Consider the following 23,533-nt stretch of genomic DNA (forward strand, 5'->3'; position numbering starts at 1 on the left):
GCACCGCGAGGAAGTGCCCGGTCGGCGCCCGTGAGCGCGAGGAAGTGCCCGGTCGGCACAATGGCTCTGTGACCGACCACGCACCTCTCGTCGCCGCGATCGACTGCGGCACCAACTCCATCAAGGTGCTGGTCGGCCGCCGCCGCGACGACGGCACCCTCGACGTGGTGCTCCGCGACTCGCGCGTCGTCCGGCTCGGCCAGGGCGTCGACCGGACCGGGCGGCTCGCCGACGAGGCGCTGGAGCGCACCTTCGCCGCGATCGACGAGCTCGGCGCGACGATCCGCGACCACGGCGTCGACCCCGCGCGCACCCGCTTCTGCGCCACCTCCGCCACCCGCGACGCCAGCAACGCCGCGGTCTTCGCCGAGGGCGTACGCCGTCGCCTCGGCGTCGAGCCCGAGGTGCTGTCCGGCGACGAGGAGGCCGCGCTCGTCTTCGCCGGCGCGATCGCGGCCCAGTCGCCGATGCCGCCCGAGCCGGTCCTGGTCGTCGACATCGGCGGCGGCTCGACGGAGGTGGTGCTCGGCGAAGGCGAGGACCGACACTCGATCTCGATGGACATCGGGTCGGTCCGGCTCCACGAGCGCCACCTCCACAGCGACCCGCCGACGGCCGAGGAGGTCGCGGCCTGCGTCGCCGACATCGACGAGCACCTCGACTCGTGCGGCGTCCCGCTCGACCGGGCGCGGACCGCCGTCGGCACCTCGGGCACGATCAAGACGCTCGCCTGCGGCGTTCTCCACCTGGCCACCTACGACCGGGATTCCTTCGACCGCGCGGTCCTCTCCAACGCGGACACCTCCGCCTTCGTGGACCGGCTGGTCGCGATGACGGTCGAGGAGCGACGGGCGCTGCCCTACATGCACCCCGGCCGCGCCGACGTGATCGGTGCCGGAGCCCTGATCTGGAGCGGGATCCTGGCGCGCGTGCCGGTGCCCGACCACGTGGTCTCCGAGGCCGACATCCTCCACGGCATCGCCGCCGCCATCTCGTGACCGAGCTCCCGCACCCGATCGTCGGCGGCGCCTTCACCAGCCCGGTCGCGCCCGGCACCGGCTGGCCGGACGACCCGGCCGCCCCGGACACGCCCGTCGCGCGGGACGCCGACGACGTACGCCGTCTCGCAGGCACCGACGCGCTCGCCGAGCTCGACGCCCGGGTGAGCGTCTGCTCGGCGTGCCCGCGGCTGGTGACCTGGCGCGAGGACGTGGCGACCGTGAAGCGGGCGTCGTTCGCCGACCAGCCCTACTGGGGCCGGCCGATCAACGGCTGGGGCGACCCAGAGCCGTCACTGCTCATCGTCGGTCTCGCACCGGCCGCCAACGGCGGCAACCGGACGGGGCGCATCTTCACGGGCGACCCGAGCGCCGACTGGCTCTTCGCGAGCCTGCACCGCACCGGGTGGGCGAGCCAGCCGACGAGCGAGCACGCCGGCGACGGCCAGCGGCTGCTCGACGCCCGGATGGTCGCGACCGTGCGCTGCGCACCGCCGGGGAACAAGCCGACCCCCACCGAGCGCGACACCTGCGCGCCCTGGATCGCCGCCGAGCTCGCGCTCCTGCCGACCGTCCGCGCCGTCGTCGCGCTCGGCGCCTTCGGCTGGGACGGCGCCGTCCGTTCGCTGGTCGCGGCCGGAGCGCCCGCCCCGGCGACGCGGCCGAAGTTCGGCCACGGTGTCGAGCTGCGGCTCGGCGACGTCACCCTCATCGGCTGCTACCACCCGTCGCCGCACAACACCTACACCGGCCGGTTGACCCGCGAGATGACCGACGCGGTCTTCGAGCGGGCCCGCGCGCTGACAGACTGAGCGGCACGCCCCGGTATCCCAACCGGTAGAGGAAGCGGTCTTAAAAACCGCACAGTCTGGGTTCGAACCCCAGCCGGGGCACGCCTCAGCCCCGCCTCGTCGGCCCCCTCCCGCGCACCGGCTGGTAGCCGTCGAACGACGACTCCAGCACGCCCTCGCCGCCGGTGAGGTCGGGCAGCTGGTGCTGGAGGTCGTGGAGCCGGGAAGCCACGAGCCGTGCGTCGATGCGGGTCAGGTCCCCGGTCGAGGACTGGCCGGTGAGCTCCGTGCCCCAGCGGCCGAGCAGCGTCAGCAGATGCGGGGCGTCGCGGGTCGGCACCTCGAGGCTCACGCGGAGCACCGGCTCGCAGACCTGGGTCGCAGCGGCCGCCACCGCCTGGCGTACGACGACGGGCGTGAGCTTGCGGTAGTCGAGGGCGGTCGGCAGGGGCCCGCGCTGCGAGGGCGGGCCGTCCCACGAGGCGTAGCCGGCCTCGACGAGGGTGACCCGGCAGTCGGTGACCTCCCAGCCCGACGGCCCGCGCGACAGGGCACGCGTGACGTGCTGGCCCATGACCGAGGTGAAGTGCTCGACGGTCTTGAAGAGGAAGAGCGGCAGGTCTCGCAGGGACACGTCGAGGTCGAAGACCACTCCGCTGCCGGGGGCGGCCGGGCTGAGCCGGAGCCCGATGGTCGCCCAGTAGGGATTGGTCGGGGTGTTGAACCGCTCCACGGACGTGCCGACCCGGCGCAGCCGCTCGACGTGCAGCACGCTCGCCTCGCTGAACTCGACCTCGATGCCGTGCTCCTCGGCCAGCGTCGAGGCGATCACCTCCTGCTGCACCCGCCCGTAGAGCGACACCGTCGGCCGGCCGTCCTCGTCGGTGCGGGCAGCGATCAGCGGGTCCTGGTCGGCGAGCTGGGCCAGCGCGACCCGCAGTGCCGGTCGCTGCGCCGGGTCGCACGCCTCGACCGACGCCTCCAGCGTCGGCGGCGGGAAGTGGTGCGCCTCCGCCCGGGCCGACGCACCGAACCCGTCGCCGACGCGCACCGCACCGAGCCCGAGCAGCCGCGCTACCTGGCCCGAGCGCGCCTCCGTGGCGCGCACCCAGCGCCCGTCGCGGAACACCTCGATCCCGGAGACCTTCCCGGACCGGCCGCCGGTGAGGTCCAGGCGCTGGCGCGCGCGCAGGGCACCGGAGAACAGCCGCACGTAGGCGACCTTCTCGCCTGCCGCGCCCCGGTCGACCTTGAACACCCGGCCGGAGGCGTCGTCGCCCGCGGACTCCGGCTCGGGACGGGGGAGCAGCCGCGCGATCCCGGCAACCAGCTCGGGCACGCCGGCACCGGTGGCGGCCGACCCGGCGAAGACCGGGTGCAGGTCTCCCGCCCGGGTCTGCTCGGCGACCAGCGACATGAGCTGGTCCGGCGTACGGTCCTCGCCGTCGACGTACGCCGCCAGCAGCACGTCGTCGTGCTCGGCCAGGGCGAGCGTCTCGCGCTCGCGGAAGGACCGGTCGTCGTCGGCGTACGCCGTGAAGGCCGCGGTTCGCGCGCCGAGTCCACCCGCCATGCCCATCGGCAGGATCGCCGGCGTCAACCGTGCGCGGACGGCGTCGAGCACGGCCTCGACGTCGGCGCCGACGCGGTCGATCTTGTTGACGAACAGCAGCGTCGGGACGCCGAGGCGCTGCAGGGCGCGCATGAGGATCCGGGTCTGGGGCTGCACGCCCTCGACGGCCGAGAGCACGAGCACGCAGCCGTCGAGCACGCCGAGGACGCGCTCGACCTCGGCGATGAAGTCGGGGTGGCCCGGGGTGTCGATCACGTTGACGACGAGGTCGTCGAGGGCGAACGCCACGACGGCGGACTTGATGGTGATGCCACGCCGGCGCTCGAGGGCGAGGCTGTCGGTCTGCGTGGTGCCGGAGTCGACGGATCCCGGCTCGTCGATCACCCCGGCCAGGTGGAGCAGCCGTTCGGTGAGGGTGGTCTTACCGGCGTCGACGTGGGCGAGGATGCCCAGGTTGAGCGATCGGCTCGGTCCGGAGCTGGATGGGCGCGGGTGCACGCGAGGTCCCTTCGAGGAGGTGGATGCGGACGGGAGCGTGCGTTGCTCGCATCTCGGTGCCTCTCTCGTGGGAATGTCGCGCAGGGCGCGCGGGCCGATCTCGGCTCCTCTGGACCGTAGGCAGGGCGACCACGTCGCTGCAACGGGTTATCCGGCGTCCCCGTCGAGGTGCCGCAGCACCACGCGGCGCTGGGGGTCGCTCATCGGGAGCTCGGCCGCACGCAGCTCGGCCTCCCGGGCGAGGTCGTCACGACCCGCGCGCCGCAGGAGCCCACCACGCGCGGCGTGCCACAGGGAGTAGTGGTCGAGCCCCTCCCCGGACTCGAGCTCGAGGAGACCGGCCTCGGCCCCGTCGCGCTCGCCGATCGCCACGGCACGGTTGAGCAGGACGACCGGTGAGGGGTCGATCGTCACGAGGGTGTCGTACCACGACACCACCGCCCCCCAGTCGGTGTCCTCCCAGGTGGGGGCGAGGGCGTGGCAGGCAGCGATCGCGGCCTGGACGACGTACCTGTCGGGCGTGGTCGGAGTGCGGCGCAGCGCCTCGCCGAGCAGCGAGACGGCCTCGGCGATCTGGCCGCGGTCCCACAGGTCACGGTCCTGGTCGGCGAGCAGCACCACTCCGTCAGGCCCCGTCCGGGTCAGGCGTCGGGAGTCCAGGAGGAGGCCCAGCGCCAGCAGACCCATGGCACCCGGGTCGTCCGGCTGGAGACGATGGAGGAGGCGGGCCAGGCCGATGGCCTGGTCGACGAGTCCCTGGCGCACCAGGTCGTCGCCCGCCGTGGCGGTGTGGCCCTCGTTGAGCACGAGGTGGACGGTGGCCAGGACCCCCGCCCATCGGTTCGGCAGCTCGTGGTCGGGCGGCACCCGGTAGGGGATTCGGGCGGCCGAGATCTTCTGGCGGGTGCGCACGAGCCGCTTGGCCATGGCCGGTTCGGAGACCAGGAGCGCCCGGGCGACCTCGGCGACCGTGAGCCCGCACAGGGTGCGGAGGGCCAGTGCCACTTGGGCCTCGAGCGCCAGGCTCGGGTGGCAGCAGGTGAACACCAGGCGCAGCAGGTCGTCGTCCACCACCGAGGGCGCGACGTCCCGTGCTCGTCGGGCCCGTCGGGCTGGAGGTCGTGCAGCCGTGCGTCTGCCATCGCGGCCACCTCCTTCGGGCGTCGGGCGATCTCGCGGCGCAGCAGGTCCACCGCCCTGCGGCGGGCGGTCAGGCGCAGCCACGCGACGGGGTTGTCGGGCACCCCGTCGCGCGACCTCACCTCCAGGGCGGTCAGGCTCGCGTCCTGCACGGCGTCCTCGGCGAGCGCGAGGTCGCCGGTCCACCGTGCGAGGGTGGCCAGGACGTCACGACCCGACGCCCGCACCAGCTCGCCCAGGGCGGGAGCTGCCTCGAGCGGCGAGGTCGCCGGTTCGTCGCTCATCCCATCGGGATGACCGGGCGCACCTCGACAGCCCCGTTCCACGCGGCGGGGATCTCGGCGGCGCGGCCGATGGCCTCGTCGAGGTCGGCGCACTCCAGCAGGAAGAAGCCGGTGAGGACCTCCTTGGTCTCGGCGTACGGTCCGTCGCTCGTCAGGACGTCACCACCCTTCTCCGACACGCGGACGGTGGTGGCGGTGGAGGTCGGGTAGAGGGCGGCTCCGCCCCGCATGACGGCTGCGCGCCCGCGCTGAAGGCGCCGTACTCGGCCATCACGTCGGCATTCTCGGGCGCGGTCCAGTCGAGGTCGGTGGTGTAGATGATTGCGGCGTACAGGGGCATCGTGGCTCCTCGGTCGGTCGTGGTCAGCCCAGTGCTGACTCTCGCCTACGAGACGAACGGCGTCGACGCCCGAGGACAACCCCGCGCACACCTCCTCGACCGGACCAGACCACCGGCGACGGAGTCGGCCTACCCTCGGGGAGGACACCAGGGGGAAGCCATGTCATCTCGGAGATCTCGGACCGCCCACGCCGCCGTGGTCGTCGGCTTCGTCGCGGTCGCCGCGGCCGGAGTCGGGACACCCGCCCACTCCGCGGCCGCCACCTGTGCGGGGGTCGCCGCGACGATCGTGGGCACCACCGGCGACGACGTGCTGACCGGCACGCCCGGCGACGACGTCATCGCCGCTCTTGACGGCAACGACGTGATCGATGGAGGGGCCGGCAACGACGTCGTCTGCGCGGACGCAGGGTCCGACCACCTCACCGGCGGGGACGGCAACGACCGGCTGTACGGCGGGGACAACGGGCTCGTCCCCCGGACCGAGGACGTGCCGGAGGCGTACGGTGACACGTTGGTTCCGGGACCGGGCGACGACCTGGTCGACGTGGGGGTGAACACGCTCCTGCGCACCGGCGGCGACACCAGCTGGGACACGATCGACTTCGGCGAGTCGGAGACCGGCGTCGCCGTCGACCTCGTCAGCGGCGTCGCGACCGGCGAGGGCAACGACACGGTCGTGGTCGCCCAGCCCCTGCCCGCACCCGGGGTCATCGTCTACGTCATCGGCACCACCCACGCCGATCACGTGCTCGGCACCGAGGGCTCTGACGTGATCATCGGCAACGGTGGCGGCGACCGGCTCGAGGGCCGCAGCGGCGACGACTCGCTGACGAACTCGCGGGACGCGTACGAGTACGACCCGGCGCGCAACGGAACGGACGACGACCACTTCGACGGAGGCGCCGGTGACGACCACCTCGAGTCCAACGGTGGCGCCGACGTGCTGCTCGGCGGAGACGGCCGGGACTACCTGCGCAAGGTGGCCGGGGTCTCGACGCTGGACGCCGGGGCCGGCCGCGACGAGGTGCACGTCTACCTGACCGAGGGACGCCACCGCCTGTCCGGTGGTGCCGGTCGCGACACGGTGTTCCTCAACCTCCACCGCGCCGGCCGCAGCGTGCGCGGCGTGATGGACCACGCGCGAGAACGCTTCGTCGTACGCCGCGCGCAGCGCCCGCCGGTGCGGGCCCGCGTGGTCGGGGTCGAGCGGGTGCAGATGCCGTACGACTCCGGACGCTGGACCTACCTCGGCACGCCGGGCGACGACCACGTCGAGGGCATGTCGGCCTACACGGCGAAGGGGCGCGGCGGCGGCGACGTCCTCCTCGGGTCGTACCTCGACGACGTCCTGCTCGGCGGTCCCGGGCGCGACCGCATCCGCGGGCGGCGCGGCGCCGACCGGTGCAGCGGCGAGGACCTCCGGGGCTGTGAGGTCGTCCGTCGCGCATCCTGAGAAGTTGCTGTGACGGGAACAGTGCCCCCTCCGTGCGCGTTTGAACAGGTGTCACCCCGGCTAGAGTGGGATGACGACAGGCGCCGTCACCGCGACGGCGTCGCACCCCCGGAAGCTCCGGGGGCGGCCTCCAAGGAGAGACCATGAGAAGCAACAATCCCGTGTTCACACGTTCCGAGGAGTTCAACCGCGCCTCGTCGAACCCCTACGGCAACCAGACCTACGCCGGTGGCGGCCAGGACTACCCCGGCTACGGCGAGACCGAGACGGGCGCCCCGCAGGTCGACCAGGGCCGGATGACGGTCGACTCGGTCGTCCAGAGCACCGCGATCTCGATCCTGCTGGTCTTCGCCGGCGCCTTCGCCACGTGGTGGTGGATCGGCGACATCACGGAGACCGCTGACCTGGGCCAGGTCTACATGCTGGCCATGCTCGGCGCGGGTGGCGCGTTCATCCTGTCGCTGGTCAACTCGTTCAAGCGCGTGATCAGCCCGCCGCTCGTGATGGCGTTCGCCCTCGTCGAGGGTGTCGCGCTCGGCGCGATCAGCGCCGTCTTCGAGGCGCAGTACCCCGGCATCGTGATGAGCGCCGTCCTCGGCACGTTCGCGGCCTTCGCCGGCACGCTCACCGCCTACAAGGTGCTCGACATCAAGGTGGGCGACAAGTTCCGCAAGGGCGTCGTCGCAGCCATGTTCGGCATGGTGGGCCTCGGCCTGCTGTCGCTGGGGCTGAGCCTCTTCGGCATCCAGTCGCCGCTCTACGGCAACGGCCCGATCGGGTTCGTGTTCGCGCTCGCCGGCCTCGTGCTCGGCATCTTCATGCTGATCCTCGACTTCGACTTCGTGGAGCAGGGCGTCGCCGCCGGTCTCCCGAAGCGCGAGTCGTGGCGTGCGGCCTTCGGCCTCACCGTCAGCCTCGTGTGGATCTACACCAACCTGCTCCGCATCCTCGCGATCATCCGCGGCGACTGATCAGCTGCTGATCAGCCTGCGCTGAGCTCCGCCGGCCCGCCCGAGCACGACTCGGGCGGGCCGGCGTCATTTGACGCTCTGCCGCGCTGCCCGAGCGGTGGTCCACCCACATTGCGGGCCCACAGAACGTGGCTCTGCCACCGCTCCGGAGCGGCGGACGGCGTGTCGTCCCGTCGAGCGGTGGTCCACCCACATTCCGCGCCTGCGGAATGTGGCTCAGGCACCGCTGGACTGATCGGCGGAGCCGACCGGCTCCTCGTGCTCGCCCGGCGACTCGGCGTCGGTGGAAGGACGGCGGCGGCGGTGGCGCAGCTCGACCCAGCGCCCGCGCAGGCCGCGCTGGTTGCCGCCGACCTCGGTGCCGTCGACCTCGGTCCCGGGCGTACGCGCGGCGCGCACCGCGGCAGCCGCGACCGGGAGGATCCCCTCGCGCCGCCGCGGCTCGGGCTGGGCCTCGTCGTCCGGGAGGAGGTCGAGGGCGGCCAGGCACGACGGGATGAGCACGGACGCCAGCTGGCGGTAGCCGTCGGCCGACGGGTGGAACCGGTCCGGCCCGAACAGCACGGCCGGGGCGGCGTCGAACTCGGGACCGAGAATGTCGCCGACCGACACCGAACGGCCGCCGTTCTCGACGACGGTGATCGTCTGGGCGGCGGCCAGCCGGCGCGACCACTCGCGCGCCACCTGCTTCAGCGGCGGGGGGATCGGCCGGATCGTGCCGAGGTCGGGGCACGTGCCGACGACCACCTGGATGCCGGCCTCGCGCAGACGGCGTACGCCCTCGGCGAGGTGGCGCACTGACGCGGACGGCAGCACGGTGTGGGTGACGTCGTTGGCCCCGATGAGCACGACGGCGAGGTCGGGGTGGGTGCCGATCGCGGCATCGGCCTGGTCGGCGAGCGCGCTGGACTGCGCACCGACCCTGGCGAAGGACCGCAGGTGGACGCGGCGGTCGGCCTGCGCGGCGACACCGGTCGCGAGGTGCGCGCCGGTCGTGTCCTCGACCCGGTCGACGCCGTAGCCCGCGGCGCTGGAGTCGCCCAGCAGCGCGATCCGGATGGCCGGGCCCGGCCGGCCGCGGCCGTACCACCCGGTCGAGTCCGGCGCCGTGCCGGTGGCGTTGCCGATCATCTTGCGCGCGATCTTCGCCTCGGCCACCAGGACGCCGTAGAGCCCTGCGCCGAGCACGGAGAGTCCGCCGCCGCCCAGGGCGGCGGCAGATGCCAGTTTGCGTGCTGCTCCGGTTGCCCCCACGGTGCCGAGCCTACGCAGCCGGTCGAGGCGATCCCGGGAGGGGCGAGGGACAACGCCAGTGCCTGTTACGAGTCAGTAGGTCGTTAGATTGACCGGGTGCAGTACGCGAACTCGATCCTCGACCTCATCGGCAACACTCCGCTCGTCCGGCTCGGCCGGACCCTGGACCTCGACGCGGGTGCCGACGGAGGCCCGCTCGTCCTCGCCAAGGTGGAGTACCTCAACCCCGGCGGGTCCGTGAAGGACCGCATCGCCACCCGCATGATCGAGGCGGCGGAGGCGTCCGGCGAGCTCCAGCCCGGCGGCACGATCGTCGAGCCGACCTCCGGCAACACCGGGGTCGGGCTCGCGATGGTGGCCCAGCAGAAGGGCTACAAGTGCATCTTCGTGTGCCCCGACAAGGTCAGCGTGGACAAGCGCAACGTGCTCAAGGCCTACGGCGCCGAGGTCGTGGTCTGCCCAACCGCCGTCGCGCCGGAGCACCCCGACTCCTACTACAACGTCAGCGACCGGCTCGCCTCGCAGCCTGGAGCCTGGAAGCCCAACCAGTACGCGAACCAGCACAACCCGCGCTCCCACTACGAGACCACCGGTCCGGAGATCTGGGAGCAGACGGACGGCAAGATCACCCACTTCGTGTGCGGGATGGGCACCGGCGGCACGATCAGCGGCGTCGGGCGCTACCTCAAGGAGCAGAACCCCGAGGTGCAGGTCATCGGCGCCGACCCGGCCGGCTCGGTCTACTCCGGCGGCAGCGGCCGCCCCTACCTCGTCGAGGGCGTGGGTGAGGACTTCTGGCCCGACACCTACGACCGCACGGTCGCCGACCGCGTCATCGAGGTCTCCGACGCCGACTCGTTCGCCTTCACCCGCCGCCTCGCGCGCGAGGAGGCCCTGCTCGTCGGGGGGTCCTGCGGCATGGCCGCGTGGGCCGCGCGCCTGGTCGCGCAGGAGCTGGCCGCCGAGGGCCGCACCGACGCGGTCGTCGTGGTCCTGCTGCCCGACTCCGGCCGCGGCTACCTCACCAAGATCTTCAACGACGAGTGGCTCGCGCAGTACGGCTTCCCCTCCGGCCGGGAGGCCGACCACCGCACCGTCGGTGAGGTGCTGCGCGGCAAGTCCGGCCGGCTCCCCGACCTGGTCCACACGCACCCCGGCGAGACGATCGCCGAGGCCGTCCACATCCTGCAGGAGTACGGCGTCAGCCAGATGCCCGTCGTCCGCGCCGAGCCGCCCATCGTGGCCGCGGAGGTCGCGGGGTCGGTGTCGGAGCGCACCATCCTCGACGCGCTGTTCACCGGCGCCGCGAAGATGACGGACCGCGTCGAGGACCACATGTCCGAGGCGCTGCCGACGATCGGCTCCACCGAGGCGGCTGCCGATGCGGTCACCCTGCTCGAGAAGGCCGACGCCGTGCTGGTGCAGGAGGACGGCAAGCCGATCGGCGTGCTGACCCGCCAGGACCTCCTCACCTTCGTGGCTGCCCCGTGACCACCGGGCGCCTGCGCGGCGCGGTCCTCGCCCTCGCCTGCGTCGCGACCCTGGCCGCCTGCGGCGGGGACGACGACGTCAACACCGGCACCGACCCGGTCGAGGTGGAGGTCGGCACGACCTTCAGCTGGAACAGCTTCGTCGTCGAGGACGGATGGGACGTCAACGGGATCGAGCGCTCCACCGGCGCCGAGGAGGTGACCACCCCGGAGGTCAGGGGGACGATCAAGAACGTCCTCGACGAGGAGCGTGCCGCCATCTTCCAGATGGTCTTCTCCGCCGATGGCGACCCGGTCGCGACGGTCAACTGCTCGGCCTCGAAGATGGTCGAGGACCAGTCGCAGGAGTTCATCTGCCCGGGGCTCAACGCCACCATGCCCGAGGACTACGACGCGGTCGTGGTGCAGGAGTTCACCCGCTGACGTGGGAGACCTGACGCTCGAGGTCGTCCTCTTCCTGGTCCTCGCGGCCCTGGTGGCGGGCTTCGTCGACGCGGTGGTCGGCGGGGGAGGGCTCGTGCAGCTGCCCGCCCTGCTCGTCGGCCTGCCGGGCGCATCGGTGGTGCAGATCGCCGCCACCAACAAGCTGGCGTCCTTCTGCGGCACGTCGATCAGCGCGGCGACGTACGTCCGGCGCATCCGCCCGGACCCGCGGACGTTCCTGCCGCTGATGCTCGCCGCCTTCGTCGGGTCGACCGGCGGGGCGCTCGTGGCCTCGCTGCTGCCGCGCAGCGCCTTCGACCCGATCATCCTGGTCGTGCTGGTGCTCGTCGGCGGCTACGTCTGGTTCAAGCCGAGCGTGGGCGAGCTGACCAGCCTGCGCTTCCACGGCGGCCAGCACCTCACGGCCGTCCTGGTGACCGGCCTGACGATCGGCTTCTACGACGGGGCGATCGGGCCGGGCACTGGGTCGTTCCTGGTCTTCGCCCTCGTCGGCCTGCTCGGCTACAACTTCCTCGAGGCCTCCGCCAAGGCCAAGCTGGCCAACTGGGCGACCAACCTCGCCGCGCTCGTGGTCTTCGTCCCGCAGGGCGCGGTCATCTGGCAGCTCGCCCTGCCGATGGCGGCCGCCAACATCGTCGGCGGCTACCTCGGCGCCCGCCTGGCGATGGCGCGGGGCGCCAGGTTCGTCCGCGCCTTCTTCCTGGTGGTGGTCTCCGGCTTCGTGGTGCGGCTCGGCGGTGACGTGCTCGGCTGGTGGTGACCGGTAGCCTCCCCCTCGTGGGAGCGGTCTCGTCAGTCGATGCGTTCCAGCGCCGTCATCCGGTCCTCGGCTTCCCGCTCGCGGTGATCTACAAGTACTTCGACGACCAGGGTCCCTACCTCGCGTCGGCGCTGACCTACTACGCGTTCGTCGCGATCTTCCCGCTCATGCTGCTGGGCACGTCGATCCTCGGGATCATCCTGCGCGGCGAGCCCAACTGGCAGCAGTCGATCCTCGACTCCGCCCTCGCGCAGTTCCCGATCATCGGGGACGAGCTCGGGCGACCCGAGGGGCTGCAGGGATCGTTCGCGGGTGTCGCGGTCGGTGCCCTGGCCGCCCTCTACGGCGCGATGGGTCTCGGCCAGGCGCTGCAGAACACCCAGCACGTCGCCTGGTCGGTGCCGCGCAACAGCCGGCCCAACCCGTTCTACTCCCGCCTCAAGACCCTCGTCCTCCTCGTCACCGCCGGCTTCTCCCTGCTGGCCGTGTCGATCGTCGCGACCGTCGCCAGCACGACCGACCTCTTCAACGAGGTGCTCGGCCCGTGGCGCCAGTTCTTCCTCCCGCTCCTCACCATCGTCGTCGTCGGCACCTTCCTCGCCTTCCTCTTCCGCTACGCCGCGACCGGCCAGCACTCCTTCCGACGCGCGGCCCCGGGCGGCTACACGCTGGCGGTGATGTGGCAGCTGCTCCAGCTCGCCGGGGCGGCGTACGTCAACAACGTGCTCGTCGACACCTCGTCGATGACCAAGACGTTCGGCCTGGTCCTCGGTCTCGTCGGCTTCCTCTGGATCGGTGCGGTGATGGCCGTCCTCGCGATGGAGATCAACGTCGTGGCCGCGCGGAGACTGTGGCCGCGGGCGCTGCTGACCCCCTTCACCGACAACGTCGACCTCACCGACGCGGACCGCGAGGCGTACGCGCTCTATGCCCGCATGCAGCGCCACAAGGGGTTCGAGAAGGTGCAGGTCGTCTGGGAGCCGGGCCCGGTCGAGCTCCGGACGGCCGAGGAGAACGAGCCCGACGGGACGCCCCGCGACCCTCAGTCAACGTCGCCGTCGACGTAGACCCAGCGCCCGGCCCGCCGCTCGAAGCGGCTGACCTCGTGCATCTCGCCGCCTTCCCACGACGCGACGAACTCCACCGTGTCGCCCTCGGCGGCGATGATCCGCAGGCCGGTCCACCGGGTCGACGGGTCCGGTCGGACGTCGTCCGGCCGGGTGCGCGGGTGCCAGGTCCGGAAGAGGTGGTCGTCGTCGCCGCGGACGTAGGCCGTGTAGCGCGAGCGCATCAGCTGCTCCGGCGTGCCGGCCTGCTCGCGGTGGGCGAGGAGCGGCTCGCAGCAGGCGTCGTACGACGCCCCGGTGCCGCACGGGCAGGGTCGATCCATGTGTGCAGCCTAGGCGGGAACAACCTGCTTGGGTGTCGCGTTGTAATGGTGTAATCATGTAAGCACTGCAAGAAGGAGATGGCACATGATGACCCGAAGCGAACAGGACGAGAGCCGCGGACGCGGCGAAGGACGCGGAGAAGGACGAGGCCGCGGACGACGCGGCGAGCGGGGCGGCCCCGAGGGGCGCGGACGCCGGGGAGGCTGGCAGGTCGCCGACCTCCCGCCCGCCGGCGACGCTGCCGACTGGTTCCGCGGGCGGCTGCCCGAGGGCTGGTTCAGCGAGATCGACGTGCGCACCGACCGTGAGGAGATCACGGTGATGGGCACGCTGAGCGACGCGCAGGCCGAGGGCGCCGACGGCGCCGCGGCGGAGGGCCGCATCGGGCGCTTCCGCTCCGAGACCAAGGCCGAGCGCATCGAGATCGCCCTCGAGGCCCAGGCCCGCTACCAGCGCACGGTGTCGTGGGGGGTGCGGCTCGGTGACACCGAGGCGCTCTTCACCCACGTCGCCGCGCCGGTGATGACCCGGCTGCGCCAGCCCGAGCGGCAGGTGCTCGACACCCTCGTCGACGCCGGCGTCGCGCGGTCGCGCTCCGACGCCCTCGCGTGGTCGGTCCGGCTGGTCGGCGAGCACGCCGACGAGTGGCTGGGCCAGCTGCGCGACGCCATGGCCGAGGTCGACAAGCTGCGCGGCGAGGGCCCGGCCCTCTGACGCGACGCGTCGTAGACGCGCGGACCGAACCCGGCCCCCACGCTCCTCGCGAGCGTGGGGGTCGGCGCATTCCCGGTGTTCGGTCCGCGCGTCTACGGACTACGTTGCGGGCATGACGATCGAGCGACCCGAGCCCGGCTTCAGCAACGACGAGGTCGGGATGCTGCGCGGCTTCATCGACCACTACCGCGGCACCATCCGCCTCCAGGCGAGCGGCCTGACGGACGAGCAGCTCGAGCAGACGCTGCCGCCCAGCGACCTCACCCTCGGCGGGATGCTCAAGCACCTCGCCTTCGTCGAGGACTACTGGTTCTCCTACAACCTCGCCGCCCACGAGCCGTCCCCGCCGTGGGACACCGCGCCCTGGCACGACGACCCCGACTGGGACTGGCACAGCGCGGCCGGCGCCTCGCACGCCGAGCTCGACGCCCTCCTCGCCGACGCGATCGCCCGGTCGGACGCCTGCCTCGACGCAGCCCTGGCCACCGATCCCGACCTCGGCCGACACGTCGCGCGCCCGCGTGACCCCGCGAAGGGCGACACCGCGACGATCCGCTGGGTGCTGGTGCACATGGTCGAGGAGTACTCCCGCCATGCCGGGCACGCCGACCTCATCCGCCAGTCGATCGACGGCGCGACCGACGTCTGAGCCCCGGGTCTGGTGCAATGGGCACATGGCCGACCCGATCCGCGTGTACCTCCTCGACGACCACGACGTCGTACGCCAGGGACTACGGTTCCTCCTCGAGCAGCAGGACGACATCGAGGTGGTCGGTGAGTCCGCCAGCGCCGTGGAGGCGACGGCGCGCATCCCCGCCCTGCGACCCGACGTCGCCGTCCTCGACGCGCGACTGCCCGACGGCTCGGGCATCGAGGTGTGCCGCGCGGTCCGGGCGGTGGACCCGTCGATCAACGCCCTGATCCTGACGTCGTACGACGACGACGAGGCGTTGTTCGCCGCGATCATGGCCGGTGCGTCGGGCTACGTGCTCAAGGAGATCCGCAGCTCCGACCTGGTCACCGCGGTGCGCCACGTGGCCGCCGGCAAGTCGCTCATCGACCCGGCGATGACCGCCACCGTCCTGGACCGGATCCGCAACGGCCCCGGCACGCCCGACGAGCTGGCGTCCCTCACCGACCAGGAGCGGATCCTGCTCGGCCACATCGCCGAGGGTCTCACCAACCGCCAGATCGCCGAGCAGATGTTCCTCGCGGAGAAGACGGTCAAGAACTACGTGTCCAGCATCCTGGCCAAGCTCGGCCTCGAGCGGCGCACGCAGGCGGCGGTCCTCGCCTCCAAGCTCCTCCGGGACTGAGGGGGACCTTGGTCCCCCCGGACTGGGGACCGGCGACCCTGACCCCCCGGCCCCGTTCGCGCGACTCTGGTGGTGACCCAGCAAGAACACACACCACAGAAGGAGTGATGGCGATGAGCGTCATCCATGGCCACCAGCACGAGGCCGACACGCACGTCAACGACCACGACGACCGAGGCCCCTGGTTCGACCGGGCCCTGGCCACCCTGCGGATCGCCTTCGGCATCACCTTCCTGTGGGCGTTCCTCGACAAGCTCCTCGCCCTGGGCTTCCACACCGGCTACGACCAGGAAGGCAACCTGGACCGGTTCGGCCCCGCTGCCTGGATCAACGGCGGCAGCCCGACCGAGGGATTCCTCGCCTTCGGCGTCCCGGAGAACAACCCGTTCAAGGGCTTCTTCAACGGCATGGCCGACATGGTCCTCGTCGAGTACCTGTTCATGTTCGGCCTGCTCGGCATCGGCGTGAGCCTTCTGCTCGGTGTGGCGATGCGGATCGGAACCGCGGCCGGCGCGCTGATGTACGCGTTCATGTACGCCGCAGTCCTCCCGCTGGAGAACAACCCGGTCGTCGACGACCACCTCGTCGGCGTGATCGTGATGGCGGTCCTCGCCCTGGGTGCGGCCGGCACCACGTGGGGGCTGGGTCACTGGTGGAACCGTGTGGGCGTCGTGGAGAACCACCCCGTCCTGCGGTGACCAGCAGGCCCCGGAAGCCCGACGCTGCCCCCCGGCGTCGGGCTTTCCCGCGTGTCAGGCCACCTGCCTCACCCGATCGGGACGCGCCACACGAGCACCGTGCCGCGGTCGCCGACGGGCGACACCGACAGGGTCCCGCCCAGGTCGCTCGCGCGGCGCCGCGCGTTGCGCAGCCCGCTCTCGCTGACCTCGTCGGGCAGCCCCACGCCGTCGTCGGCGACGCGCAGCTCCAGCAGGTCGGCGCCGACGACCACGTCGACCTCGCAGCCGTCGGCGAGCGCGTGCCGGGCGACGTTGGAGACGGCCTCGCGCAGCACCGCGAGCAGCTGGGCGCCGAGCGCCGGCGGCACGACGGTGTCGACCGGGCCGGTCGTGCGGACGACCGGGGTGAACCCCAGCACCGGGACGTACTCCTTCACCAGGCCGCGGACGCCGGCGCGCAGCGAGTCACCGCTGCGGTCCTGCAGCTCGAAGATCGTGCCGCGGATCGCCTTGATGGTGTCGTCGAGGTCGGCCACCGACCGGTCGAGCCGCTCGGCGACCGGGCCGTCGCCGGTCATCGCCGCCACGCCCTGCAGCTGGAGGCCGGTGGCGAAGAGCCGCTGGATGACGATGTCGTGGAGGTCGCGGGCGATCCGCTCGCGGTCGGAGATCAGCGCGAGCTCCTGGCGGTCGGCGAGCGCCTGCGTGCGGTCCAGCGACAGCGCCACCTGGTCGGCGAACCCGGCGAAGAGGTCGCGGTCCTGGACGTCGAGGAGATCGGCGTCGGGACGGGTCACGGCGACCAGTGCGGTCACCGGGGCGAGGTGCGAGCGCAGCGGCACCACCACGAGGGGGACGCCGTCCACCTCGACGGTCGACACCGCGGAGCCGGCCTCAACGGTCCGGCGGGCCTCCGCGAGGACGGCCAGCACCTCCTCGTCCGCAGCACCGGGCGCGACGCTCACCGTGTCGTGCTCCGGGCCGAGCGAGGACCACAGCGCCACCGCGACGGTCCGCGAGACCTGTCGCGCGGTCGACACGATCTGGAGCAGCGCGGTCGGCAGGGCGACCGGCGGCTGCAGCAGCTCGGCGAGCTCCGCCGACGCCTCGAGCCACTGCCGGCGTCGCTCGCTCAGCGCGAAGGAGCGGGCGTTGCTGATGACGTAGCCGGCCGTGCGTGCCAGCTCCTCGACGAGACCCTCGTCGGCCTCGGTGAACGGGCCGCCGCCGGCCTTCTCGGTGAGGTAGAGGTTGCCGAAGACGGTCCCGCGGATCCGCACGGGCATCCCCAGGAAGGACGTCATCGGCGGGTGGTTCGGCGGGAAGCCGACCGACGCGGGGTGGGCGTTGAGGTCGGTCAGCCGGAGACCCGACGGGTCGTCGATGATCACGCCGAGGATCCCGCGGCCGCGAGGCAGGTGCCCGATCTGTTCGCGGGCCCGCTCGTCGATGCCGGTCGTGACGAACTCGACGAGCTCGCCGCCCTCGCGCCCGAGCACCCCGAGCGCGCCGTAGCGGGCGCCGGTCAGGGAGGTGGCGGCCTCGACGATGCGGGTGAGCACGCTGGCCAGGTCGAGGTCGCTGGAGATGGCGGTCACCGCCTCCAGCAGGAGGCGCGCGTCGGCGCCGAGGTCCGGGCTCGGGGTACGGGTCACCGCCCCAGTGTGGACCCCGTGTCGACCCGCGTCCTTCAGGCGAGGCGACGCACGGGCAGGTGCTCCCACGGGTCCCACCCGCCGCCGAGCTGGCGGCCGGTGACCTCGGTCCACGGGATGCGGACGACGAGGTGGCGCTGCCCCTCGGCCCACGGCCGGGGCTGCCACGACCGTGCCATCCGGTCGAGCTCCTCGTGGTCCTGGACGAACGATGCGCGGCCGCGGACGACCACGCTCCAGCCGCGCTTCTGCTCGTGGTCGAACTGGTCGACCTCGAAGCACACCTGGGCGTCGCGTCCGTAGGTGCCGAGCAGGCTGTAGGCGGTCGTGCGGACCAGCACCGACTCCTGGCCGTCGTAGGAGTCGACCGCGTAGTTCACCGGGATGATGTGCGGGCCGTCGGGGGTGCCGAGCGCCACCCGACCGGCGACGCCGGCCTTCAGCAGGCGCGAGCAGTCGTCGCGGGACAGGTCGTACGACATGGGCATGGGTCCTCCTCGAGCTGGACTCCCAGCCTCCCTCCGCCCTGCGCCCGCGGGCAGGGCCGAAGGTCCCGGACCCGATGGCCCCTACGGACCCTGGTTGGTGATCAGCCCGCCCGTGGTCGGCTGGTAGGGGTTGAGCCCGTGGTCGATGGCGTACTGCTTGAGGTAGCCCTCCTGGCCGAGCACCTTGATCCGCTCGGCGATCTTGGCGGCCTCGGCCTTCTCGACCTCGATCTGCGCCTGCGCGGCCTTCACCTGGGCGGCGGCCTCGGCCTCCCTCGCCTTGGCGCGGGCGACGGCCTCCTGCTGCGCCACGAGTGCGGCCTTGACCGACTCCGGCGGCACCGGCTTCTGCAGCGTGATCGCGAAGTCGGTGAAGAACTCCTCCTCGCCGTCGATCTGGCGGCCCACCAGCTCGGGCATCTGCTCCAGCACCTCCTGCTCCCACTGCGCCTTGACGGCGGGGTCGGTGTAGAGCTCGGTGTAGGTGTAGTTCTGGCTGGCGCGGTCGATCGCCGTCTCCAGGGGCCGGCTGATGTAGACGCTCAGCATCTGCAGCCACCCGGCCGAGCCGTTGCCGTCGGTGGTGTCCATGTAGGCGGCGTAGCGGTTGCCGATGAGGTCGTGGAACTTCTGGAGCGTGTTGCAGTCGGTGTTGAGCAGGAAGGCCGCGACGCCGTCGACGCTCATCTCGATGCCGTCCTTGCTGACGAACGTCACCATCGGCCGGTCGCCGCCCTCGCCGAAGACGTAGTTGCGCTGGCTCTTGGGGTACGAGTAGTGCTTGTCGCCCGGGCCGTCCCAGGCCCGCGTCGAGCTCGACACGCAGTCCTTGAAGCGCCGCGGCGTGAAGGCGCCGTCGCTGTAGTGCAGCGCCACCTGGTCGGGGCCGGTCGACACGGTCGTCGGCCGGACGAAGACCAGCACGCCGATCGCGAGGATCAGGAGCAGGAGGAACCCGCCCGACGCCTTCTTCAGTGCACCGGCGCGGCTGGCGATCTTGTTCGCAGTGGTCGACATCGGGGTCCTCAGGCGTCGGGGCCGGACAGCCGGCGGTGGTGGGTGGTGATCTCGTCGATGATGATCGTGGAGAGCTCGGGGGCGACGTCGCGGTGCTGCCAGGCCAGCTCGCGCAGCTGCTCGATGAACGCGTCGCGCTCGGCGAGCTCGCGCGGAGCGGCAGCCGGGGCCACCACGGGCGTCGGACCGCCGACCGACATCCGCCCGGCCCAGAAGGCCACGCCGACCAGCACGAGGAAGAGCGGGAGCAGGAGCGAGGTCATGCGCGCATCCTGCCCTGTCGCAGGCCGCTGAACCCTCGTTTCCTCAGTGGTCCAGAGCAGCTTCGAGCGCACTCGACGTTGACGGCCCGGTCTAGCGTGGAAGCGTGACCGACCCGAACACCCAGCACCCCGAAGCAAGCACCCTCGGCCAGCTCCGCGCCAGCGGCCACGAGCTGAAGACCCTCCGTCAGGAGCTCCGCGACAACCTGCTGGCCAGGCTGCGCGCCGGCGAGGACCCGTGGCCCGGTCTGCACGGCTTCGCCGAGACCGTCGTCCCGCAGGTCGAGCGCGCCCTGCTGGCCGGCCACGACATCGTGCTGCTCGGCGAGCGCGGCCAGGGCAAGACCCGGCTGCTGCGCTCGCTGGTCGGCCTCCTCGACGAGTGGTCCCCGGTGATCTCCGGTTCCGAGCTCGGCGAGCACCCCTACGAGCCGATCACGGTGACGTCGCAGCAGGCGGCCGCGACCTACGGCGACGACCTGCGCATCTCGTGGCGCCACCGCGACGAGAGGTACGCCGAGAAGCTGGCGACGCCCGACACCTCGGTCGCCGACCTGATCGGCGACGTGGACCCGATGAAGGTGGCGGAGGGCCGTCACCTCGGCGACCCGGAGACCATCCACTTCGGGCTGATCCCGCGCAGCCACCGCGGCATCGTCGCCATCAACGAGCTGCCCGACCTCGCCGAGCGGATCCAGGTCGCGATGCTCAACGTGATGGAGGAGCGCGACATCCAGATCCGCGGCTACATCCTGCGGCTGCCACTCGACGTGCTGGTCGTGGCCAGCGCCAACCCCGAGGACTACACCAACCGCGGCCGGATCATCACCCCGCTCAAGGACCGGTTCGGTGCCGAGATCCGCACCCACTACCCCCGCGAGGTCGAGGAGGAGATGGCCGTCATCGTGCAGGAGGCCGACCTCGTCGCCGACGTGCCGGTGTACCTGCTCGAGGTGCTGGCCCGCTTCACCCGCAACCTCCGCGACTCCCAGGCCGTCGACCAGCGCTCGGGCGTCAGCGCCCGGTTCGCGATCGCCGGTGCCGAGACCATCGCGGCCGCGGCGCTGCACCGCGCGACCACGCAGGGCGAGGACGAGGCCGTCGCCCGGGTGGTCGACCTCGAGACCGCGGTCGACGTGCTCGGCGGCAAGATCGAGTTCGAGACGGGGGAGGAGGGTCGCGAGACCGAGGTGCTCACCCACCTGCTCCGCACGGCCGTCGCCGAGACCGTCCGCGCGCACCTCGCCGGCATCGACCTGCGGCTGCTCGTCGAGGCGATCGAGGAGGGGGCGATGGTCAGCACGGGTGCCCGCGTCGGCGCCCGTGACTTCCTCGCCGGCCTGCCGGTGCTGGGGGAGTCGGACCTCTACGACGCCGTGTGCGACCGGCTCGACGCGACCAACGACGGCGAGCGCGCCGCGGCCATCGAGCTCGCGCTGGAGGGCCTCTACCTCGCCCGCAGGATCGGCAAGGACACCGACGCCGGGGAGACCGTCTATGGGTGATCCGGTGATCACCCTGCGGCCCGCCGTCCACGAGGACATCCCCGCCTTCGTGGCGCTCGGCCGCGCCGTCGTGCCACCGACCTACGGCCCGATCGACGCGGCGTACGCCCAGCGGATGATCGACGAGTGGTGGACGCCGGACGTGTTCACCCGGTCGATGCAGACCAACGCCCACCTCGTCGCCGAGGTCAGTGGCGAGATGGGCGCGGAGGTCGTGGCGCTGGCGACGATCGGCCGGTTGGCGCAGTCCTACCGGGAGTTCCCGCACGTCGCCGGTGACCGCGAGGTGATGTGGAAGCTCTACGTCCACCCCGACCACCACGGCCGCGGGATCGGCAGCCGGCTGCTCGCCGAGGTCGAGTCGAGGGTCGAGGGCGACGAGCTGTGGCTCGAGGTCGTCGAGGGCAACGAGCAGGCCTTCGGCTTCTACCGCTCGAAGGGCTTCGTCGAGGTCGAGCGCGTGCCGGACCCCGCGTGGCCCGACGACGTCTGGATGAGGAAGGTGCTGCGATGAGCCGCTTCCAGAAGTACGACGGCGGCGACCCGCTCGCACCACCCGTCGACCTCGCCGAGGCGCTCGACGCGATCGGTCAGGACGTGATGGCCGGCTACTCGCCCGAGCACGCGATGCGTGAGTTCCTCCGGCGCGGCAGCCCTGACCAGACGGGTCTCGACGAGCTGCAGCGCCAGCTCGCGCAGCGCCGGCGCGACATCCTCCAGCGCAACAACCTCGACGGCACCATGCAGGAGGTGCGCGAGCTGCTCGACCAGGCGGTGCTCGCCGAGCGCGGCCAGCTCGCGCGCGACATCACGATGTCGGACGAGGACCGCGACTTCCGCGAGATGGTGCTCGACAACGTGTCGCCGTCCACGGCTGCTGCGGTGAGCGAGCTGTCGTCCTACGACTGGCAGTCCTCCGAGGCGCGCGAGGCCTACGAGCAGATCAAGGACCTGCTCGGCCGCGAGCTGCTCGACCAGCGCTTCGCGGGCATGAAGCAGGCGCTCGAGGGTGCGACCGACGAGGACCGGGCGGCCGTCTCGGAGATGCTGTCCGACCTCAACGACCTCCTCGAGAAGCACGCCGCCGGTGGTGTGACCGACGAGGAGTTCGCCGACTTCATGGACAAGCACGGTGACTTCTTCCCCGAGCAGCCCAAGGACATGGACGAGCTCCTCGACTCGCTCGCCCAGCGCGCTGCGGCCGCCCAGCGGATGCTCAACTCGATGACCGAGGAGCAGCGCCAGGAGCTGATGGAGCTGTCGCAGCAGGCGTTCGGCTCGCCGCAGCTGATGGAGCAGCTGGCGCGGATGGACGCCAACCTCCAGGCCCTGCGGCCGGGGGAGGACTGGTCGGGCTCTGAGGGCTTCGAGGGCGATCAGGGCATGGGGTTGGGCGACGGCACGGGTGCGCTGCAGGACCTCGCCCAGCTCGACCAGCTGTCCGACCAGATCTCCCAGTCCTACCAGGGCGCCCGGCTCGACGACGTCGACCTCGACGCCCTCGCCACCCAGCTCGGGCCCGAGGCTGCGGTCGCGGCGAAGACCCTCCAGGAGCTCGAGCAGGCGCTGCGCGACAGCGGCTACCTCAAGCGCGGGTCCGACGGCGAGCTCCGGCTCTCGCCCAAGGCGATGCGCCAGCTCGGCAAGGCGCTGCTGCGCGACGTGGCGGACCGGATGAGCGGTCGTGGCGGCCAGCGCGAGACACGCTCGACGGGCATGGCGGGCGAACCGTCCGGCGCGAGCCGCCGGTGGGAGTTCGGCGACACCGAGCCGTGGGACGTCTCGCGCACCATCACCAACGCGGTGCTGCGGGGCGGCGCGTCACCCGTGCGGATCCAGGTCGAGGACATCGAGGTCGTCGAGACCGAGGCCCGCACCCAGGCGGCCGTGGCCCTGCTCGTCGACACGTCGTTCTCGATGGCGATGGACGGCCGGTGGGTGCCGATGAAGCGCACCGCTCTCGCGCTCCACCAGCTCGTCCGGTCCCGCTTCCGCGGCGACGACCTCCAGCTCATCGCCTTCGGCCGCCACGCGCAGGTGATGGAGATCGAGCAGCTCACCGGTCTGGACGCGAAGTGGGACAAGGGCACGAACCTCCACCACGGCCTCCTGCTCGCCAACCGGTTCTTCCGCAAGCACCCCAACGCCCAGCCGGTGCTGCTGGTGGTCACCGACGGCGAACCCACCGCCCACCTCGAGCCCGACGGCGAGGTCTGGTTCTCCTACCCGCCGCACCCGCTGACGATCGCCCACTCCGTGCGCGAGCTCGACGCGGCAGCGCGGCTCGGCGCCCAGGTGACGTTCTTCCGGCTCGGCGAGGACCCCGGCCTGGCCCGCTTCATCGACTCGATGGCGCGTCGGGTGGACGGCCGGATGGTCAGCCCCGAGCTCGACGACCTCGGGGCCGCGGTGGTCGGCTCCTACCTGGGCTCGCGCAGCCCGGGCACGTCCTACCGCGAGCACTTCGGCGACGTCTACGGCGGCGGCCGGGGGTTCTGGGTCTAG

At 72.2% G+C, this 23,533-nt stretch carries 24 protein-coding genes, 1 tRNA gene and 1 pseudogene; 16 read left to right on the top strand and 10 right to left on the bottom strand.

Translation table 11 applies throughout. The features are described 5' to 3' along the window. The first annotated feature begins 68 nt into the window (after positions 1–68). The 3 genes from EUA06_RS06575 (at position 69) to EUA06_RS06585 (ending at position 1,891) form a co-directional block, all read left to right on the top strand. Positions 69–998, top strand: a complete 930-nt coding sequence (locus EUA06_RS06575) for a Ppx/GppA phosphatase family protein (RefSeq protein ID WP_129474210.1) — start codon at positions 69–71, stop codon at positions 996–998. Further along, positions 995–1,810 carry a uracil-DNA glycosylase gene (locus tag EUA06_RS06580; protein WP_207208228.1) on the top strand — a complete coding sequence of 272 codons (816 nt, stop codon included), beginning with the start codon at positions 995–997 and terminating at the stop codon, positions 1,808–1,810. The genes EUA06_RS06575 and EUA06_RS06580 overlap by 4 nt, the downstream gene beginning before the upstream one ends. A gap of 7 nt (positions 1,811–1,817) precedes the next feature. Next, positions 1,818–1,891 (top strand) — tRNA-Leu (locus EUA06_RS06585). A gap of 4 nt (positions 1,892–1,895) precedes the next feature. Here the strand turns inward: EUA06_RS06585 and EUA06_RS06590 are convergent. From EUA06_RS06590 to EUA06_RS06600, 4 genes and pseudogenes are all read right to left on the bottom strand, one after another. Further along, a complete protein-coding gene (locus EUA06_RS06590; RefSeq protein WP_129474211.1) occupies positions 1,896–3,860 on the bottom strand; it encodes an elongation factor G in 1,965 nt (654 codons plus the stop codon). A 147-nt stretch (positions 3,861–4,007) separates the two neighbouring features. Beyond that, positions 4,008–4,931, bottom strand: a complete 924-nt coding sequence (locus EUA06_RS06595) for an RNA polymerase sigma factor (protein ID WP_242497994.1) — start codon at positions 4,929–4,931, stop codon at positions 4,008–4,010. A 161-nt stretch (positions 4,932–5,092) separates the two neighbouring features. Beyond that, positions 5,093–5,284: pseudogene (locus EUA06_RS23355) on the bottom strand (RNA polymerase sigma factor); the annotation flags it as partial. Continuing rightward, complete coding sequence (locus EUA06_RS06600; RefSeq protein WP_207208230.1) at positions 5,281–5,514, bottom strand: YciI family protein; 234 nt, start codon at positions 5,512–5,514, stop codon at positions 5,281–5,283. The gene EUA06_RS06600 and the pseudogene EUA06_RS23355, both read right to left, overlap by 4 nt. A gap of 270 nt (positions 5,515–5,784) precedes the next feature. On the opposite strand from EUA06_RS06600, the gene EUA06_RS06605 reads away from it, so the two are divergent. Beyond that, the gene (locus EUA06_RS06605) at positions 5,785–7,080 is read left to right on the top strand and encodes a calcium-binding protein (RefSeq protein WP_165354283.1); all 1,296 of its coding nucleotides are present in this window, start codon (positions 5,785–5,787) and stop codon (positions 7,078–7,080) included. Between the two features lie 161 nt (positions 7,081–7,241). Next, complete coding sequence (locus EUA06_RS06610; RefSeq protein WP_242497995.1) at positions 7,242–8,051, top strand: Bax inhibitor-1/YccA family protein; 810 nt, start codon at positions 7,242–7,244, stop codon at positions 8,049–8,051. A 216-nt stretch (positions 8,052–8,267) separates the two neighbouring features. Here the strand turns inward: EUA06_RS06610 and EUA06_RS06615 are convergent, their stop codons facing one another. Then, positions 8,268–9,305, bottom strand: a complete 1,038-nt coding sequence (locus tag EUA06_RS06615; protein WP_129474214.1) for an SGNH/GDSL hydrolase family protein — start codon at positions 9,303–9,305, stop codon at positions 8,268–8,270. Positions 9,306–9,401: 96 nt separating this feature from the next. Here EUA06_RS06615 and EUA06_RS06620 point away from each other — a divergent pair, with 96 nt between their 5' ends. The 4 genes from EUA06_RS06620 to EUA06_RS06630 are packed head-to-tail and all read left to right on the top strand — an operon-like array spanning position 9,402 to position 13,066. Further along, positions 9,402–10,796 (top strand): cystathionine beta-synthase, encoded by a 1,395-nt coding sequence (locus tag EUA06_RS06620; RefSeq protein WP_129474215.1) that lies wholly within the window; start codon positions 9,402–9,404, stop codon positions 10,794–10,796. Then, a complete protein-coding gene (locus EUA06_RS22700) occupies positions 10,793–11,218 on the top strand; it encodes a hypothetical protein (RefSeq protein WP_207208231.1) in 426 nt (141 codons plus the stop codon). The genes EUA06_RS06620 and EUA06_RS22700 overlap by 4 nt, the downstream gene beginning before the upstream one ends. 1 nt (position 11,219) lies before the next feature. Next, positions 11,220–11,999, top strand: coding sequence for a TSUP family transporter (locus EUA06_RS06625; protein ID WP_207208232.1), 780 nt, complete (start codon positions 11,220–11,222; stop codon positions 11,997–11,999). 17 nt (positions 12,000–12,016) lie between these two features. Then, entirely contained in the window at positions 12,017–13,066 is a 1,050-nt protein-coding gene (locus EUA06_RS06630; RefSeq protein WP_129474217.1) for a YihY/virulence factor BrkB family protein, read from the top strand. Here EUA06_RS06630 and EUA06_RS06635 read toward each other — a convergent pair. Further along, a complete protein-coding gene (locus EUA06_RS06635; protein WP_129474218.1) occupies positions 13,042–13,389 on the bottom strand; it encodes a YchJ family protein in 348 nt (115 codons plus the stop codon). The genes EUA06_RS06630 and EUA06_RS06635 overlap by 25 nt on opposite strands. 85 nt (positions 13,390–13,474) lie before the next feature. Here EUA06_RS06635 and EUA06_RS06640 point away from each other — a divergent pair, with 85 nt between their 5' ends. The 4 genes from EUA06_RS06640 to EUA06_RS06655 all read left to right on the top strand — a co-directional run bounded on the left by EUA06_RS06640 (position 13,475) and on the right by EUA06_RS06655 (position 16,118). Then, entirely contained in the window at positions 13,475–14,104 is a 630-nt protein-coding gene (locus tag EUA06_RS06640) for a hypothetical protein (protein ID WP_277985658.1), read from the top strand. Between the two features lie 112 nt (positions 14,105–14,216). Continuing rightward, on the top strand, positions 14,217–14,753 hold the full coding sequence (locus EUA06_RS06645; RefSeq protein WP_129474219.1) for a DinB family protein: 537 nt from the start codon (positions 14,217–14,219) through the stop codon (positions 14,751–14,753). Positions 14,754–14,778: 25 nt separating this feature from the next. Then, positions 14,779–15,420 carry a response regulator gene (locus tag EUA06_RS06650; protein WP_129474220.1) on the top strand — a complete coding sequence of 214 codons (642 nt, stop codon included), beginning with the start codon at positions 14,779–14,781 and terminating at the stop codon, positions 15,418–15,420. A 113-nt stretch (positions 15,421–15,533) separates the two neighbouring features. Beyond that, complete coding sequence (locus tag EUA06_RS06655) at positions 15,534–16,118, top strand: hypothetical protein (RefSeq protein ID WP_129474221.1); 585 nt, start codon at positions 15,534–15,536, stop codon at positions 16,116–16,118. 68 nt (positions 16,119–16,186) lie between these two features. On the opposite strand, the gene EUA06_RS06660 is transcribed toward EUA06_RS06655, so the two are convergent. The 4 genes from EUA06_RS06660 to EUA06_RS06675 form a co-directional block, all read right to left on the bottom strand. Then, positions 16,187–17,755: a GAF domain-containing sensor histidine kinase gene (locus tag EUA06_RS06660; protein WP_165354284.1), complete on the bottom strand. Its 1,569-nt coding sequence runs from the start codon at positions 17,753–17,755 to the stop codon at positions 16,187–16,189. A gap of 35 nt (positions 17,756–17,790) precedes the next feature. After that, entirely contained in the window at positions 17,791–18,243 is a 453-nt protein-coding gene (locus tag EUA06_RS06665) for a pyridoxamine 5'-phosphate oxidase family protein (RefSeq protein WP_129474223.1), read from the bottom strand. An 81-nt stretch (positions 18,244–18,324) separates the two neighbouring features. Continuing rightward, complete coding sequence (locus tag EUA06_RS06670) at positions 18,325–19,260, bottom strand: SPFH domain-containing protein (protein WP_129474224.1); 936 nt, start codon at positions 19,258–19,260, stop codon at positions 18,325–18,327. 8 nt (positions 19,261–19,268) lie between these two features. Further along, positions 19,269–19,523, bottom strand: a complete 255-nt coding sequence (locus tag EUA06_RS06675; RefSeq protein WP_129474225.1) for a hypothetical protein — start codon at positions 19,521–19,523, stop codon at positions 19,269–19,271. 104 nt (positions 19,524–19,627) lie between these two features. Between EUA06_RS06675 and EUA06_RS06680 the strand changes: the two genes are divergently transcribed. The 3 genes from EUA06_RS06680 to EUA06_RS06690 are packed head-to-tail and all read left to right on the top strand — an operon-like array spanning position 19,628 to position 23,533. After that, positions 19,628–21,028, top strand: coding sequence for a MoxR family ATPase (locus tag EUA06_RS06680; protein WP_129474226.1), 1,401 nt, complete (start codon positions 19,628–19,630; stop codon positions 21,026–21,028). Beyond that, positions 21,021–21,542, top strand: coding sequence for a GNAT family N-acetyltransferase (locus EUA06_RS06685; protein ID WP_129474227.1), 522 nt, complete (start codon positions 21,021–21,023; stop codon positions 21,540–21,542). The genes EUA06_RS06680 and EUA06_RS06685 overlap by 8 nt, the downstream gene beginning before the upstream one ends. Continuing rightward, positions 21,539–23,533, top strand: coding sequence for a VWA domain-containing protein (locus EUA06_RS06690; protein ID WP_129474228.1), 1,995 nt, complete (start codon positions 21,539–21,541; stop codon positions 23,531–23,533). The genes EUA06_RS06685 and EUA06_RS06690 overlap by 4 nt, the downstream gene beginning before the upstream one ends.

Source organism: Nocardioides glacieisoli (assembly GCF_004137245.1).
Taxonomy (GTDB): Bacteria; Actinomycetota; Actinomycetes; order Propionibacteriales; family Nocardioidaceae; genus Nocardioides; species Nocardioides glacieisoli.